The sequence below is a fragment of the Billgrantia ethanolica genome (genome assembly GCF_021404305.1).
In the GTDB taxonomy this organism is placed as follows: Bacteria; Pseudomonadota; Gammaproteobacteria; order Pseudomonadales; family Halomonadaceae; genus Halomonas; species Halomonas ethanolica.
This window is the reverse complement of sequence record NZ_JABFTX010000003.1, coordinates 1-13,346: the sequence shown is the minus strand read 5'-3', so window position 1 is coordinate 13,346 and position 13,346 is coordinate 1. Positions and strand designations below refer to the sequence as shown.

Here is a 13,346-nt window from a genome sequence, read left to right as displayed (position 1 = left end):
TTGGTCGGGCGGGCGGTAGTCATGTCAGTGGCTGGTGCCGTCGTCTCATCTCGCATACGCCTCGCTATCCGTTCAGATGCTGTCCCAGCTGTCGGTGGGCGGCAGCTTGACCTGCTCGGTCGTGGAGGAGGAGGCCGAGACACGGCTCATGCTGGCCGACAGCCATAGGAAGAACTCACGAAACTTCAGGCCATCCAGGCGCTTGGCCGGCCGCGTGGAAAAGGCGCTGAGCGCCTCAAGGTCCGCCTCCTCGACGCCCACCGGCATTACCACCAGCTTGCGCTGCTGGGCCAAGGCCCGCGCCCGGGCCGAAACGGCCTGCCACTGGTCGGTGGGCACGCCGTCGCTGATCACCACGAGCCAGGGCTGGTAGTAGGCGACACCGGCCTTGCGGTAGGCCGCGGTGCGCTCTTCGAGGCGATCGAGCGCCAGCTCCATGGCACCGCCCAGCGGCGTCAGGCCGGAGGCGGTGAACTGCCGACACTGGGAAATGTTCATGGCCGTGGTGAAAGGCAACTGTTCGGTGACCTTGCCGCCGGCGGTGATGACGCCGAGCTCGACGGAGCAGGCCGCCATGTCATCCTCCTGAATGGCCGAGATGAAGGCCTGAACACCGGCGTTCAGCTCACGGATCGGCGGGCCGAACATCGACGCGGAGGTATCCAGCACCAGCATGCATGCACAGCGAGGTGATGGGTTGTCGATCAGGTCGCTGTCGCCGTTCAGTCGGTACGTTGCCATCCCATGGATCCTCATGTCTGGGTGCCCGGCCCCGATTCGACCGGACGAACACGAGACTATCACAGCCCCGTCAGGGATGCCGCGCCCACCGAAGAAGACTGACCAACGCGCAGCCAGCGTAGATCTCAGCCCCTTGAATCCCGGCGCCTTTACCCGCATCTTTCGAACGAACTCACCTCTTTGCGCAAGGCCAACGCCATGTCCATCGTCGACCCTCGCAGCGGCGCCCCCCTGACGGCGCCCCAAGACACCTCAGCACCTTCGCCCCAGGCGGCGCCCAGCGATGAGCAGTTGATCATCGACGTCGATCGCAACAACATCCAGCAGCTGCTGGAGTTCTCCATGCAGGTGCCGGTGCTGCTCGACTGCTGGGCACCGTGGTGCCAGCCGTGCAAAGCGCTGATGCCGATACTGGAGAAGCTGACGCGCGAATATCGCGGCACCTTCATCCTGGCCAAGCTCAATATCGAGGAGAATCAGGAAATCGCCGCCCAGCTCGGCGTGCGCTCAGTGCCGGACGTCAAGCTGATCAGCCAGGGCGGGCTGGTGGATCACTTCCAGGGCGCGCTGCCCGAGAAGGAGATCCGCGAATGGTTGGCGCGCTACTTCCCGGCACCGGAAGATGCACCGGCCAGCCCCGAGGAGCAGGCCGCCGAGGCCCTGGCCCAGGGCGATGCTGCCACAGCCCGTGACATCTATGAACAGCTGATGCAGCAGAACCCCGAGCACTACCCCTATCAGGTAGAGCTGGCCCGGGCGCTGGTGGTGGAAGGCCGCAGCGAAGAGGCCCTCGCCCTGCTCGACAACCTCCCCCCCGAGGAGCGGGACGCCGCCCCGGCTCGTGGCGTGCGCGCCAGCATCGAGTTCCGCGAGGAGGCGCCGAGCGACGCGGAGCTGGCCGCTCTGGCCGGACGCGACGACAGCGAGGCTCGCTTCAAGCGCGCCATGCGCCAGATTGCCGATGGCGATTACGAAAGCGGCCTCGAGGGGCTGCTCGAGGTGATGCGCAAGGACCGCGCCTATGACGACGACGCGGCACGCAAGACCCTGCTGAGAGTGTTCGACGCCCTTGGTGCCGAGCATCCGCTGACCGTCACCTACCGGCGCAAGCTGTTCACCCTGCTCTACTGATACCGCACCTTCCTGCACGGGCAGCGCCAGGGACCTCCCCTGGCGCTGCCGCTCACCTCTTCAGCACGCCGTCGAGGCGGGTCAGCGCCGCCTCGAGCTGAGACGCAGTGGTGCCGAAGTTGAGCCGTACGAACCCCGGCCAGCCGAAGTCGGCTCCATCCGAAAGCGCCACCTTCGCCTCTTGCAGCAATACCTGCTGCGGCGAGCCCTGGCGACCGGCGAGCCCATCGGCACGGCGCAGGTCGAGCCAGGCCAGATAGGTCGCCTCCGGCACGCTCATGTCAACGCCAGGCCACTGAGCGACCCGCTCGATCAGTGTCTGGCGATGGCCACGCAGCGTCTCCAACAGCGCCTGCCGCCAGGCGTTGCACTGCCCGTAGGCCACCTCGGCGGCCACCAGCCCGAGCACGTTGACGTCCGGTAGCAGGCCACGCGCCGCCGCCGCGAAGCGCTGGCGCAGCGAGGCATCGGAAATCACCGCGCAGGCGGCGGTGAGGCCAGCGAGGTTGAAGGTCTTGGAGGGCGCCCACAGCGTGATGATGCGTGCCGCAAGCTCGGGGAAAGCCGCTGCCAACGGCCGGTGCTTGGCATCTTCATCCAGCAGCAGATCGCAGTGCAGCTCGTCGGAGACCACCAGCAGGTCGTGCCGCTCGACCAGCGCCGCCAGGCCGGCCAGCTCCTCGTGTCGCCAGACCCGCCCGGTGGGATTGTGCGGCTGGCACCACAGCAGCAGCCGGGTCTCGGGCGTAATGGCTGCCTCGAGCGCCGCCAGGTCGAGCCGCCATGGCTCACCGGGGCCGGCCGGCTCGGCCAGGGCCACTTGCTGAGACACGCGCCCGGTGCGCTCCGCCACCTTGAGAAACGGCGGGTAGATGGGCGTGACCGTCAGCACGCCCTCACCCGGCTCAGTCAGCGCCAGGCTGGCCAGATGCAGCGCCGGCACCACGCCGGGAAGCCACAGCTGCCACTCCGGCTTGATGGCCCAGCCGTACTCCCGTGCACTCCATTCGCAGAGCGTCTGTTCGAGACTGTCGGGTACCGTCCCGTAACCGAACACGCCGTGGTCGACCCTCGCCCTTAGCGCTTCGATCACCTGAGGTGGCGAGGGAAAATCCATGTCGGCCACCCACAGCGGCAGTATGCTGGCATCATAACGATGCCATTTCTGCGACGGCCAATCGCCCCCCTCGGGGTGGCGTCGCTCGATGGGCGTGGCAAAATCGAACTCCATGTTCTTTCCTCGGAAGCAGATATGAGCGAAACCATGCCGCAAAGCGGCTTCTATGCCAAGGCACGCCGCGGTATGTCGGCAACGATCGCGCAGTGGCGGCAACTGGGGCAGGGCGACCCGGACCGCCTCGCGCTGATCCTGGCCGAGACCGCGCGTGTCGCTCGCCTGGGCGAACCGGAAGCCACTCCCGACGGCAAGGCCCTGGAGGCATGGAGCCAATCCGAAGCGGGCGACGACATCCCCCTGTGGGCAGCCCGTACCGCCACCTTCCTGCTGATACAGATGCCGGCGCATCCGGTACCGAAGAGCGACGACGAGGCCTGCGCCTGGGCCTACTGTTGGCTGCGCAACCGCGATTTCGCCAGCGTGGACGAAGCGCGCGCCGTCCTGCCGGAACATCTGCAGGAGAAGCTGACCCATGCGGTGGGAGCCGCCTGGGCCGATCGCCAGGGCCTGCGCCTGGTATAGCCTCATCACAAGCCTGGTATAGCCTCACCACAAGGAAGACTCATGGACGTTCCCTTGAGCTGGCAGTTGGCCAAGCTCGCAGTATCGATCGGCATCGTGCTCGGGCTCTCGCTGGTCGCCGAGCGTGTCAGCACGCGCATGGCCGGCCTGCTCTCCGGCTACCCCCTGGGCACGGCGATCGCGCTGTTCTTCATCGGTCTGGAGATCTCGCCGGGCTTTGCCGCCGAGAGCGCCGTCTACAGCCTGGCGGGCTTCACTGCCACCATGGCGCTGGGCGGCGGTTATCTCATATGCGGCAGGCACGACGGCCTGAAGGGAGTGCTCAGCGGCACGGCGGGCGGCCTCGTTGCCTGGTGGCTGACGAGCCTCGTGCTGACGCGCTTCGAGCTCGATCGCTTGAGCGGCACGCTGGTGACCCTGGCGGCCATCTTCGTCTTTACCTGGCTCTATCGCCACGTGCCGGAAGCCCGTACCAAGGCACGCTCCGGCGGCTCGCGCTGGCGGCCGCTGCTGCTGCGCGCCGGCCTCGCCACCGCCATCGTCTTCCTGGTCACCGGTCTGGCTCATGTGCTGCCGACGTCCTGGGCCGGCATGCTGGCGGCCTTCCCAATCTCGATGTACCCCCTGCTGGTGATCCTGCACCTCACCCACGGCGCCGCGCCGGCCGCCACGGTGATCAAGCACTATCCGGCCGGGCTCGGCGCACTGCTCTGCTATGCCCTGTGCGTCTCGCTCACCTATGCCGCCCTGGGTCTGCTGTGGGGCACTCTCGCCGGTTTCGCCGTGGCAACTCTGTGGCTGCTCGGATGGATGCGACTCCAGGCCTGGTATGGCACGAGACGGGCGACAGGCTCTTGACCTAGCGTTTGCTCGGGGCAATGCTGTCCACCTGCCAACGGCAGGCTACAAGACCACAAGACAGCAAAGGGACTCTCACATGTTCGTGCGTACCGTCGAACCCGCCTTCTACGACACCGATGCTCTCGGCCACGTCAACAATACCCGCCTGCCGGCCTGGTTCGAGCTGGCACGCAACGACCTGTTTCGCCTGTTCACACCGGACCTGGACCCGCGCAAGTGGAAGCTGATCATGGCGCGCATGGAAGTCGACTATCGCGCCGAGCTGCACTATGGCAACGAGATCGAGATTCGCACCTACGTCTCGCGCCTCGGCAACAGCTCTTTCACCGTCACCCAGGAGGCGTGGCAGAAGGGCGAGCTGACCAATCTGGGCCACACCGTGATGGTGCACTTCGACCATGACACCAAGCGCGCCGTGCCCATCGAGGGCGAACTGCGCCAGGCACTCGAGGCCCATCTGCAGCCGCTCGAGGAGCCGACCGACGCATGACGCCCGCGGTCAAGGTGCTGGAGCGTGACGGGGCTCCCTTCGAGCTGCTCAGCTATGAGCACGATCCTCGCGCCCCGGCTTACGGCGAAGAAGCCGCCAACGCCCTGGGGCTCGACCCGCACAGCGTATTCAAGACCCTCATCGCCCGTCTCAACGATGGCCGTCTGGCGGTGGGCATCGTGCCGGTGACCGGCCAGCTCGATCTCAAGGCGCTGGCCAAGGCGGCCGGCGCCCGACGAGCGGGCATGGCCGAGGCGACCGAGGCCGAGCGCGCCACCGGCTACGTACTGGGCGGCATCAGCCCACTGGGGCAGAAGAAGCGCCTGCCGACCTTTCTCGACGCCAGCGCCGAGAGCCTCGCGCGACTGCACGTCAGCGGCGGTCGACGTGGCCTGGAGATCGCCCTGGCCCCTGCCGACCTGATCCGTCTGTGTCAGGCGCGCCTGGCCCCGCTGGCGCGGATGTGATTCCATCGTGAGCCGAAGTCGATCTCCCAAGGTCAAATTTCCATGACCCGTCAGAGGGGCCACTCACCGCCAGCAGGAGTCCTTTATGGCCATCCGCTACAACCTCTGGCTCGACCCTGACAACGTCGCCCAGCATCGTGCCGTGGAAGCCGACCTGGAGCGCTACTTCATGGAGCGTTTCGCCGACTACCCGCACATCCGCTTGTTCGGTGCCGACCCCTACGATTATGATGCGCCGTTCAATCGCCTCTACGACGTGCTGATGGCACGGGCCAACGAGTACTGCGAACGCCAGTGGCGGGGCTACGTGCCCACGCCCGAGCAGCTCAACCGGACCTTCTTTCGCGCCGTGGGCCGCTCCAACAAGTTCATCCGGGACCGCAATGATGGTGATCCAGACCGACCAGATGCCTGACGACCGCCAGCTCGCGATCATCGCCGATCAGTTGGGACGTGCTCCGCGCGGCATCGAGGCCGTCGCCGCCGTGGACGGCGAAGGCACCCCGCTGGTGCTGCGCATGGCCCCCATCGTCGACGGCAAGCCGTTCCCCACCCTGTACTGGCTGAGCTGTGCGCGCCTCAAGGTCGAGATTTCCCGGATCGAAGCGGCCGGTGCGATCAAGCAGCTCGAGGCAAGACTGCAGGAAGAGCCCGAGTTTCTCGCCGTCTATCACGCCAGTCATCGCGACTACGTGGACAGGCGCTGGCGCTACATGAGCGATGCTCAGCGCGCCGAAGTCGAGCGGCTCGGCTATGCGGACGTCATGCGCGAACGCGGCATTGGCGGCATCGCCAACTGGGATCAGGTGCGCTGTCTGCACACCCAGTACGCCCACCACCTGTGCGGCAACAACGTCGTCGGTCAGTGGCTCGATGCCGAGTTCGGCGTGGCCGACTGCCTGCCCTGATTCCTTTCCTCGACGCTTACACAGCCTCTCCCTGACGGTCGGCAGCTGCTACGATATGGGCTTGCCAAGGAGAAGCGCATGTCGAATTTCTGTGTCTATCTGGGCTCCCGCGATGGCCGGGACCCTGTCTTTCTGGAAGCCACCCGAGCCCTCGGCCACGAAATGGCCGCACGTGGACACGGCCTCGTCTACGGCGGCGCCCGCATCGGCCTGATGGGAGCGCTGGCCAACGCCGTGCTGGAGAAGGGCGGCAACGTGATCGGTGTGATGCCCGACCACCTGGTGGAACGCGAGCAGGCCCACGAGGGGCTGCCGACCCTGATCCGCGTGAACAACATGCACGAGCGCAAGGCCAGCATGGCCGCCCATGCCGATGCCTTCATCGCCCTTCCCGGGGGTATCGGCACCATGGAGGAGCTGTTCGAGGCCTGGACCTGGCAGTATCTGGGGCTGCACGACAAGCCCATCGGCGTGCTTGATATCGCCGGCTTCTACAGCCCGCTGCTGGCGTTTCTCGACAGCACGGTGGAACACGGCTTTCTCAACGGCCGTACCCGTGACAGCTTGATCGACGCCACAGAGCCCGCCGCACTGCTGGATGCCCTGGAGGCACGGCTCGCCAGCCCCGTCACCTAGGAGAGCTGCCATGTACGCCATTGCCGTCGATCAGAAGCGCCTGGCCTGGCGCGAACATCCCACCCCGCCAGGCCCCGCTGCCGGAGAGGTACGCCTCGCAGTGGCCTGGGCCGGGGTCAATCGCGCCGACCTGATGCAGCGCGCCGGCCATTATCCACCGCCGCCCGGGGTCAGCGACGTGCTCGGTCTCGAGATCAGCGGCACGGTGAGCGAAGTCGGCCCCGGTGTCGACGGCCTGCGCCCCGGGGAACGGGTCTGCGCCCTGCTGGCGGGCGGCGGTTATGCCGAGGAGGTGGTGGTCGATGCGCGGCAGGTACTGCCGATTCCCGAAGGTCTGGACCTGCGCGAGGCGGCCGCACTGCCCGAGGTGTTTGCCACTGCCTGGCTCAACCTGTTCATGGTGGGACAGCTGGCGGCCGACGAGCGCGTCCTGCTGCACGCCGGTGCCAGCGGTGTCGGCACTGCCGCCATTCAGCTTTGCCGGGCCTTCGGCCACTCCTGCTTCGTCACGGCGGGCAGTGACGCCAAGCTTGCCGTCTGCCGTGAGTTGGGCGCCGATGCGGTCTTCAATCGCCACGAAGGCAGCTTCGCGGATGCCGTGAAGGCATGGGGCGGCGCCGACCTGATTCTCGACCCCGTGGGTGGCGCTTATCTGGCCGACAATCAGCGCGTGCTGAACGCCGACGGACGCCTGGTGCTGATCGGCCTGATGGGTGGGCGACACGCCGAGCTCGATCTGGGTCGTATGCTGATGAAGCGACAGCGGCTTATCGGCTCGACCCTGCGCTCCCAACCACCGGCGGCCAAGGGAGCCATCCTCGATGCGCTGAAAGCCCATGTCTGGCCGCGCCTCGCAAAGGGAGACATTCGACCGCTGATCAATCGCACCTGGCCGATCGATGAAGTCGAAGCCGCCCACGCCCATGTGCAGCGGGACGCCAATATCGGCAAGGTACTGCTTGCGGTCAGCGGCGAGAGGTAGAGGTGTCGGCGCTCTCGCCGTCTTCGCGGGTGCGCAGATAGGTGAGTTGCAGCAGGCGAGCATCCTCTCCGGCGCGATGGCGGCGAATCCCCAGCTCTTTCACCAAGGCTTCCCGGGTGCGGTGCCACGCACCGAGCTGGCGCTCGCTGAGCAGAATGCGCAGTGCCTCGAGGCGAAAGGCGGGCAGCATGCCGGCATGGTGAAACAGCAGCGATAGCCAGGTGTTGTCATAGCCCCAGCTGTCGCTGTAAGCCACACCGATCTCGCTCAGTTCATCGTTGAGCCAGCGCGCCACCTGAGCAATGGGTAGACCTTCACGCTGCAGACGTGCACGGGAAATGCCGTGCAGCAATTCGGCCTTGGGGTCCCAGTGCGTCCACTCGTCCAGCGGCTGCACGAGGAAAGCGCAGCAGCTACCGTCGGCCCGTGCCAGGCCAATCTCGATGGGGTAGCTACCGCGCCCGAATCCGGACGCCTCGATATCCAGCAGTGTCGGCAGCGTCACGAATGGACGTATCCTCGAAAGCAGAGCCGCGTGGCAAGAGCGGCGGCAAGTGGGGTTAGTGTCGGGCTTGAGTGTCGTCCCTGTCCAGCTCGCCACACTCCAGACCCGCATGCCGGTCGGCAAGCGTCTGCCAATGGGCGGCTTGAACTCTGTCCACCGGCAGCCCCAGCTCACCCAGACGGTAGGCTTGCGCCAGGCGTATAGCGGCAAGCGGATGCCCTGCCTCAGCGGCACGGGCATACCAGGTTACGGCACTCGCCTCACGACGAGGATACTGAGCACAGCCGTGCTCGAGAATCTGCCCAGCCTGGTATTGAGCCTTGAGATTGCCGGCCTGCGCGGCCTCGAGCACATAGCGAGCGCCACGCGCCTTGTCCTGAGGACTGACCCCACGCTGAAAGAGCATATGCCCGTAGAGCGAAAGCGCGCCAGGATGACCGGCATCGGCGCAGCGCTCGAAAAGGTGCATGGTCAAACGCTGGGTACGCGGAGAGCGTGGTAACCAGCGCGTGTGAAACAGCTGTTCTGCAAGACGGTATTCGAGTCGGGTGAACAGTGATGATGCCTGCGTCATCGTGCAAACAACCTTGGGTTCGTCTGAAACCAGCCAGATGACGTGGCACCACCCTGTGGTCGTCGTCATGGCCTGTCTGAACGCGCCGCGGGACTCCGCCGGGGCCGCTTGAGGGTGGCCAGCATACGCCCGCCCCGCCGACGACTCAACCCCTAGATTTGCTGCCTTGGTAGGGCTCGGCTAGCATGGCTCTGGATAGGCAACGAGCTCGCCACCGATTCGACTTTCAACAGGAGCGATGATGCAGACGCGACCGCTTGGCGACACGGGTATCGAGGTCAGCCGCCTGTGCCTGGGCACCATGACGTTCGGAGAGCAGAACAGCGAATCCGACGCCCACGATCAGCTCGACCGCGCCGTAGCCTTCGGCATCAACTTCATCGACGCGGCCGAAATGTATCCCGTACCGCCCCGTGCCGAGACGCAAGGGCGCACCGAGGCCTATATCGGCAGCTGGCTGAAGCGCCGCGAAAGCCGCGACGACGTGATCGTCGCGACCAAGGTCACCGGCCCGGGACTCGATCACATCCGCGGCGGCCCACGCCTGAACCGGGAGCATATCCATCAGGCCATCGATGCCAGCCTCGAGCGGCTGCGCACCGACTACGTCGATCTCTACCAGCTCCACTGGCCCGAACGTTCAACCAACTACTTTGGACGTCTGGGCTACGAACACGACGAAGAGGAGAGTGCCGTCTCGCTGGAAGAGACCCTCTCTGCGCTCAAGGAGCTGGTGGATGCCGGCAAGGTGCGCGCCATCGGCCTTTCCAACGAGACGCCATGGGGGGTGATGAAGGCACTGCAGCTCGCAGAGCGGCTCGACCTGCCCCGGGTTGCCTCGATTCAGAACCCCTATAATCTGCTCAATCGCTCCTTCGAAGTCGGCCTGGCCGAGATCGCCCATCGCGAGAACGTGGGTCTGCTGGCGTACTCGCCGCTGGCCTTCGGCGTACTCTCGGGCAAGTATCTGGATGGCGCCCGCCCCGCGAACGCGCGCCTTACGCTTTTCGAGCGCTTCCAGCGCTACACCTCACCGTTGGCCGAACAGGCCACCCGCGCCTACGTCGACATTGCCCGCGAATACGACCTCGACCCGGCCCAGATGGCGCTGGCCTTCGTTAATTCGCGCAGCTTCTTGACCAGCAATATCATCGGCGCCACCACCATGGAGCAGCTCGAGGACAACCTCGCCAGCGAGTCGCTGAAGCTCGAGCAGAGCGTGCTGGATGCGATCGAAGAGGTACACCGGCGCATTCCCAACCCCTGCCCCTGAGGGTTGGGCCGGTATCGGCGAGGGCTATTGCATCGATAGCCCCGTCTTTACGCGGCGGTTGATATAATCACGCTTCGTTCGATTCGTCCCATCTGCTACAGGAGTGCCCCATGCTGAGCGTGATCTCGCCGGCCAAGACGCTGGATTTCGAGACCCCGGCCACCACGGCCATCCACTCGCAGCCGGATTTTATCGACCACAGCCAACGCTTGATCAAGATCCTGCGCGACTACTCCCCACAGCAGCTCAGCGAACTGATGGGCATCAGCGACAAGTTGGCCGGTCTCAACGCCGCCCGCTTCGCCGAATGGCAGCCGCGCTTCACGCCCGACAACGCCAAGCCGGCAGCCCAGGCCTTCCAGGGCGATGTCTACGTGGGTCTCGAGGCCGCCTCTTTCAGCGACGCCGACAACGAGTTCGCCCAGCGTCACCTGCGCATTCTTTCAGGCCTGTATGGGCTGCTGCGGCCGCTCGACCTGATCCAGCCCTACCGCCTCGAAATGGGCACGCGACTGGCCAACCCGGCCGGCAAGGACCTCTACGCCTATTGGCAGGGCACGCTGACCGAGGCGCTCGATCGGGCCATTGCCGAGAGCGGCTCCAAGGTACTGGTGAACCTGGCTTCGAACGAGTATTTCAAGGCCGTCGACACCAAGCGACTGAATGCCCGGGTCATCACACCGGTGTTCAAGGACGAGAAGAACGGCAGCTACAAGATCATCAGTTTCTACGCCAAGAAAGCTCGCGGTCTGATGGCCGCCTGGATGATTCGTCAGCGCCTGGACGATCCCGAGGCCCTCAGGAAGTTCGACGCGGCGGGTTACGCCTTCAATCCCGCCATGTCAGAGGGCGATACCCTAGTCTTCACTCGACGCGAAGCGCAACACTGAGCTCGACCGATCACGGAGAATCAATAGAAGCGCAGCGGGCGTGAGGCTCGGGGCTTGAGAAAACGCCGGTGGATCCGACGAAAGCGCTTGTCGTCACAGCGCTCGAGCCACTCGTAGGCCACCATATCGGCCGTCACCGGCGTGGCGCCGGCTCTCGTCATTCGCTCTCGGGCAAGGCAGGCCTCCTCGGCACGCCGGCTGACGGCCGCCTCGCTGAGCCAGTACACCTCATAGCCCGCCTCCAGCAGCCCGAGGCCGGTCTGCATCACGCAGATATGCGCCTCGCTGCCGCACAGCACGATCTGACGCCTGCCGCTCTTTTCCAGCGCGGCGGCAAAATCCGACTCGGCATGGGCATTGAAGTGCACCTTTTGCCACAGTCGATAGTCCGGTAGCGCTTCCAGCAGCCGCGGCTCGCTGCCGCCAAGCCCCTCCGGATACTGCTCAGTCAGCCAGACCGGAACGTCCAGCTCACAGGCGAGCCCGCCAAGCCACTGTGCTTCGGCAACGGCCTGGTTACCGCCATCGATGACCGGCAGCAGCCCCGCCTGCAGATCGACGATCAGCAGCATGCTGTTTTCACTCTTCAAGCGCATGGCTTTTCTCCATTTTTCAGCACTTTCCCCAGCATAGCCGCTAGAATGGAGCATCCAAATTCTACTTTCCCCTCAATCCTGCAGAGGAACCAAGCGATGCGTCACTTTATGGTCATGCTCATGGTCGCCGTGATGGGCTTCGGCCTGGCCGTCGAACATGCCGAAGCCCGCCGCATGGGCGGCGGCGGTAACGTCGGCAGCTTCTCTCGCTCCGCCGACCGCCCAGCCGCCGCACCCAACCAGGCCGCCCCGGCACGACAGGCTCAGCCCAACCAGGCCGCCGGCTCGCGCATGCCCGGAATGCTGGGCGGCATGCTGGCAGGGGGCCTGCTGGCCGCGCTGTTCTTCGGCGGCGCCTTCGACGAGCTGCGCCTGATGGACATACTACTCATTGCCGGCCTCGGCTTTCTGCTGTTCCGGCTGTTGGCACGTCGCCGTACCGCCGTGGCAGGCGGCCCTCAGCCGGCCGATAGCCAGCCGCACACAGCCCCTCAGGCCTTCCAGCCGGCTCCCGGCGCTACCATGGGCGGCACTTTCAACAGCCTCCCGGAGTGGTTCGATAGCGAGCGCTTCCTGTCCGGCGCCAAGGAGCACTTCATGACGCTGCAGCGCGCCTGGGATAACAATGACTTCAGCGGCATTCAGGAGTACGTCACCCCCGAGCTCTACAATCTATTGCGCGAGGAGCGCAGCAAGCATCCGGCCAACAATCGCACAGAGACCGTGCGCCTGTTCGCCGAACTCGGCGACGTGCGCGAAGTCGGCAAGCAGGCCGAGGCCACCGTCCTCTTCCACGGCATTCTCGACGAGAACGGCGAACAGACCGAATTCAACGAGACCTGGCACCTGATTCGTGAGATGCGCGAAGGCGCTCCGTGGTATCTCCAGGGCATCGAACAGAACCGCTGAGTCACAGAACATGAAAAAGGCCGACACTGTGTCGGCCTTTTCTTTGCATTCTCACCAGCCAGCGACTAGGCCACAACCTCTCGACAGCCAGCACCTTCATCTGGCGTAAGTCGAAACCTACCGACTCATGCTCGGTTCTCTTTTTTCGCAGCCTCTTCGCGGACATCCTCTTGAATATCCTTTCCCACCGCGTCCCACCTTTCCTGCAGATTTTCCATAGAGCGATCGATGTTACGCTCCATTCTCTCGCCGGCTTTGGGTCCATCACAGCCCCCAAGCCCGCTCAGGGCCAGCAATATGAGCACTGTGGGCAGTACGGTTTTTCTCATAGACATCATCCTTGGCTAAGCCTCACCCTCGGCTAAGCTGCTATCGAATCGCATTCTCTTATAACCGACTTTCTCTCTCCAAGGACGTTCCCAAGCCCCACGAAATAGATCGAAACTGCCCATCTCGCTCACATTGTGACCTGATGACTCGACCGCTCTTAGTCAAACGACAGACAAAGAAAAACCCCGAGCTCGGCTAAGCTCGGGGTTTGGATAGATAAGGGGTCTAAACGGCGAAACCCCGACCAGTTGGCCGGGGTTTCTGAAGAAGTGCCTGACGATGACCTACTCTCGCATGGGGAGGCCCCACACTACCATCGGCGCTGAGCGGTTTCACTGCTGAGTTCGGCATGGG

General features: G+C 64.9%; 18 protein-coding genes and 1 rRNA gene. 12 read left to right on the top strand and 7 right to left on the bottom strand.

Annotated features, from left to right (window positions below):
* Positions 1-72 precede the first annotated feature (72 nt).
* Positions 73-741 (bottom strand): vWA domain-containing protein, encoded by a 669-nt coding sequence (locus tag HOP53_RS13060; RefSeq protein WP_010630231.1) that lies wholly within the window; start codon positions 739-741, stop codon positions 73-75.
* A 198-nt stretch (positions 742-939) separates the two neighbouring features.
* On the opposite strand from HOP53_RS13060, the gene HOP53_RS13055 reads away from it, so the two are divergent.
* Positions 940-1,872, top strand: coding sequence for a thioredoxin family protein (locus HOP53_RS13055; RefSeq protein ID WP_234270458.1), 933 nt, complete (start codon positions 940-942; stop codon positions 1,870-1,872).
* A 52-nt stretch (positions 1,873-1,924) separates the two neighbouring features.
* Here HOP53_RS13055 and HOP53_RS13050 read toward each other — a convergent pair whose 3' ends face one another.
* Positions 1,925-3,103: a MalY/PatB family protein gene (locus HOP53_RS13050; protein WP_234270457.1), complete on the bottom strand. Its 1,179-nt coding sequence runs from the start codon at positions 3,101-3,103 to the stop codon at positions 1,925-1,927.
* A 33-nt stretch (positions 3,104-3,136) separates the two neighbouring features.
* Between HOP53_RS13050 and HOP53_RS13045 the strand changes: the two genes are divergently transcribed.
* From HOP53_RS13045 to HOP53_RS13010, 8 genes are all read left to right on the top strand, one after another.
* Entirely contained in the window at positions 3,137-3,571 is a 435-nt protein-coding gene (locus HOP53_RS13045) for a hypothetical protein (protein ID WP_234271051.1), read from the top strand.
* Between the two features lie 42 nt (positions 3,572-3,613).
* A complete protein-coding gene (locus HOP53_RS13040) occupies positions 3,614-4,429 on the top strand; it encodes a hypothetical protein (RefSeq protein ID WP_234270456.1) in 816 nt (271 codons plus the stop codon).
* A gap of 79 nt (positions 4,430-4,508) precedes the next feature.
* Complete coding sequence (locus HOP53_RS13035) at positions 4,509-4,922, top strand: acyl-CoA thioesterase (protein WP_010630236.1); 414 nt, start codon at positions 4,509-4,511, stop codon at positions 4,920-4,922.
* Positions 4,919-5,389, top strand: coding sequence for a Cys-tRNA(Pro) deacylase (ybaK, locus tag HOP53_RS13030; protein WP_234270455.1), 471 nt, complete (start codon positions 4,919-4,921; stop codon positions 5,387-5,389). Before HOP53_RS13035 ends, ybaK begins: the two co-directional genes overlap by 4 nt.
* A gap of 85 nt (positions 5,390-5,474) precedes the next feature.
* Entirely contained in the window at positions 5,475-5,804 is a 330-nt protein-coding gene (locus HOP53_RS13025) for a hypothetical protein (RefSeq protein WP_010630238.1), read from the top strand.
* Complete coding sequence (locus tag HOP53_RS13020; protein WP_234270454.1) at positions 5,776-6,297, top strand: DUF501 domain-containing protein; 522 nt, start codon at positions 5,776-5,778, stop codon at positions 6,295-6,297. Before HOP53_RS13025 ends, HOP53_RS13020 begins: the two co-directional genes overlap by 29 nt.
* 78 nt (positions 6,298-6,375) lie before the next feature.
* On the top strand, positions 6,376-6,933 hold the full coding sequence (locus HOP53_RS13015; protein ID WP_234270453.1) for an LOG family protein: 558 nt from the start codon (positions 6,376-6,378) through the stop codon (positions 6,931-6,933).
* 10 nt (positions 6,934-6,943) lie between these two features.
* A complete protein-coding gene (locus HOP53_RS13010) occupies positions 6,944-7,915 on the top strand; it encodes an NAD(P)H-quinone oxidoreductase (RefSeq protein ID WP_234270452.1) in 972 nt (323 codons plus the stop codon).
* On the opposite strand, the gene HOP53_RS13005 is transcribed toward HOP53_RS13010, so the two are convergent.
* Both HOP53_RS13005 and HOP53_RS13000 read right to left on the bottom strand, forming a co-directional pair.
* On the bottom strand, positions 7,899-8,420 hold the full coding sequence (locus HOP53_RS13005; RefSeq protein WP_234270451.1) for a 3'-5' exonuclease: 522 nt from the start codon (positions 8,418-8,420) through the stop codon (positions 7,899-7,901). The genes HOP53_RS13010 and HOP53_RS13005 overlap by 17 nt on opposite strands.
* Before the next feature lie 55 nt (positions 8,421-8,475).
* Entirely contained in the window at positions 8,476-8,994 is a 519-nt protein-coding gene (locus HOP53_RS13000; RefSeq protein ID WP_234270450.1) for a tetratricopeptide repeat protein, read from the bottom strand.
* 241 nt (positions 8,995-9,235) lie between these two features.
* Here HOP53_RS13000 and HOP53_RS12995 point away from each other — a divergent pair, with 241 nt between their 5' ends.
* Both HOP53_RS12995 and yaaA read left to right on the top strand, forming a co-directional pair.
* Positions 9,236-10,267: an NADP(H)-dependent aldo-keto reductase gene (locus HOP53_RS12995; protein ID WP_234270449.1), complete on the top strand. Its 1,032-nt coding sequence runs from the start codon at positions 9,236-9,238 to the stop codon at positions 10,265-10,267.
* 110 nt (positions 10,268-10,377) lie between these two features.
* Complete coding sequence (gene yaaA, locus HOP53_RS12990) at positions 10,378-11,157, top strand: peroxide stress protein YaaA (RefSeq protein WP_234270448.1); 780 nt, start codon at positions 10,378-10,380, stop codon at positions 11,155-11,157.
* A 20-nt stretch (positions 11,158-11,177) separates the two neighbouring features.
* Here yaaA and HOP53_RS12985 read toward each other — a convergent pair whose 3' ends face one another.
* Positions 11,178-11,753, bottom strand: coding sequence for an isochorismatase family protein (locus tag HOP53_RS12985; protein WP_234270447.1), 576 nt, complete (start codon positions 11,751-11,753; stop codon positions 11,178-11,180).
* Between the two features lie 96 nt (positions 11,754-11,849).
* On the opposite strand from HOP53_RS12985, the gene HOP53_RS12980 reads away from it, so the two are divergent.
* A complete protein-coding gene (locus HOP53_RS12980; protein ID WP_234270446.1) occupies positions 11,850-12,662 on the top strand; it encodes a Tim44 domain-containing protein in 813 nt (270 codons plus the stop codon).
* A gap of 125 nt (positions 12,663-12,787) precedes the next feature.
* Here HOP53_RS12980 and HOP53_RS12975 read toward each other — a convergent pair whose 3' ends face one another.
* Together HOP53_RS12975 and rrf are read right to left on the bottom strand one after the other, a co-directional pair.
* Positions 12,788-12,991, bottom strand: coding sequence for a hypothetical protein (locus HOP53_RS12975; RefSeq protein ID WP_234270445.1), 204 nt, complete (start codon positions 12,989-12,991; stop codon positions 12,788-12,790).
* 272 nt (positions 12,992-13,263) lie between these two features.
* Positions 13,264-13,346 (bottom strand): 5S ribosomal RNA (gene rrf, locus HOP53_RS21725); the annotation flags it as partial.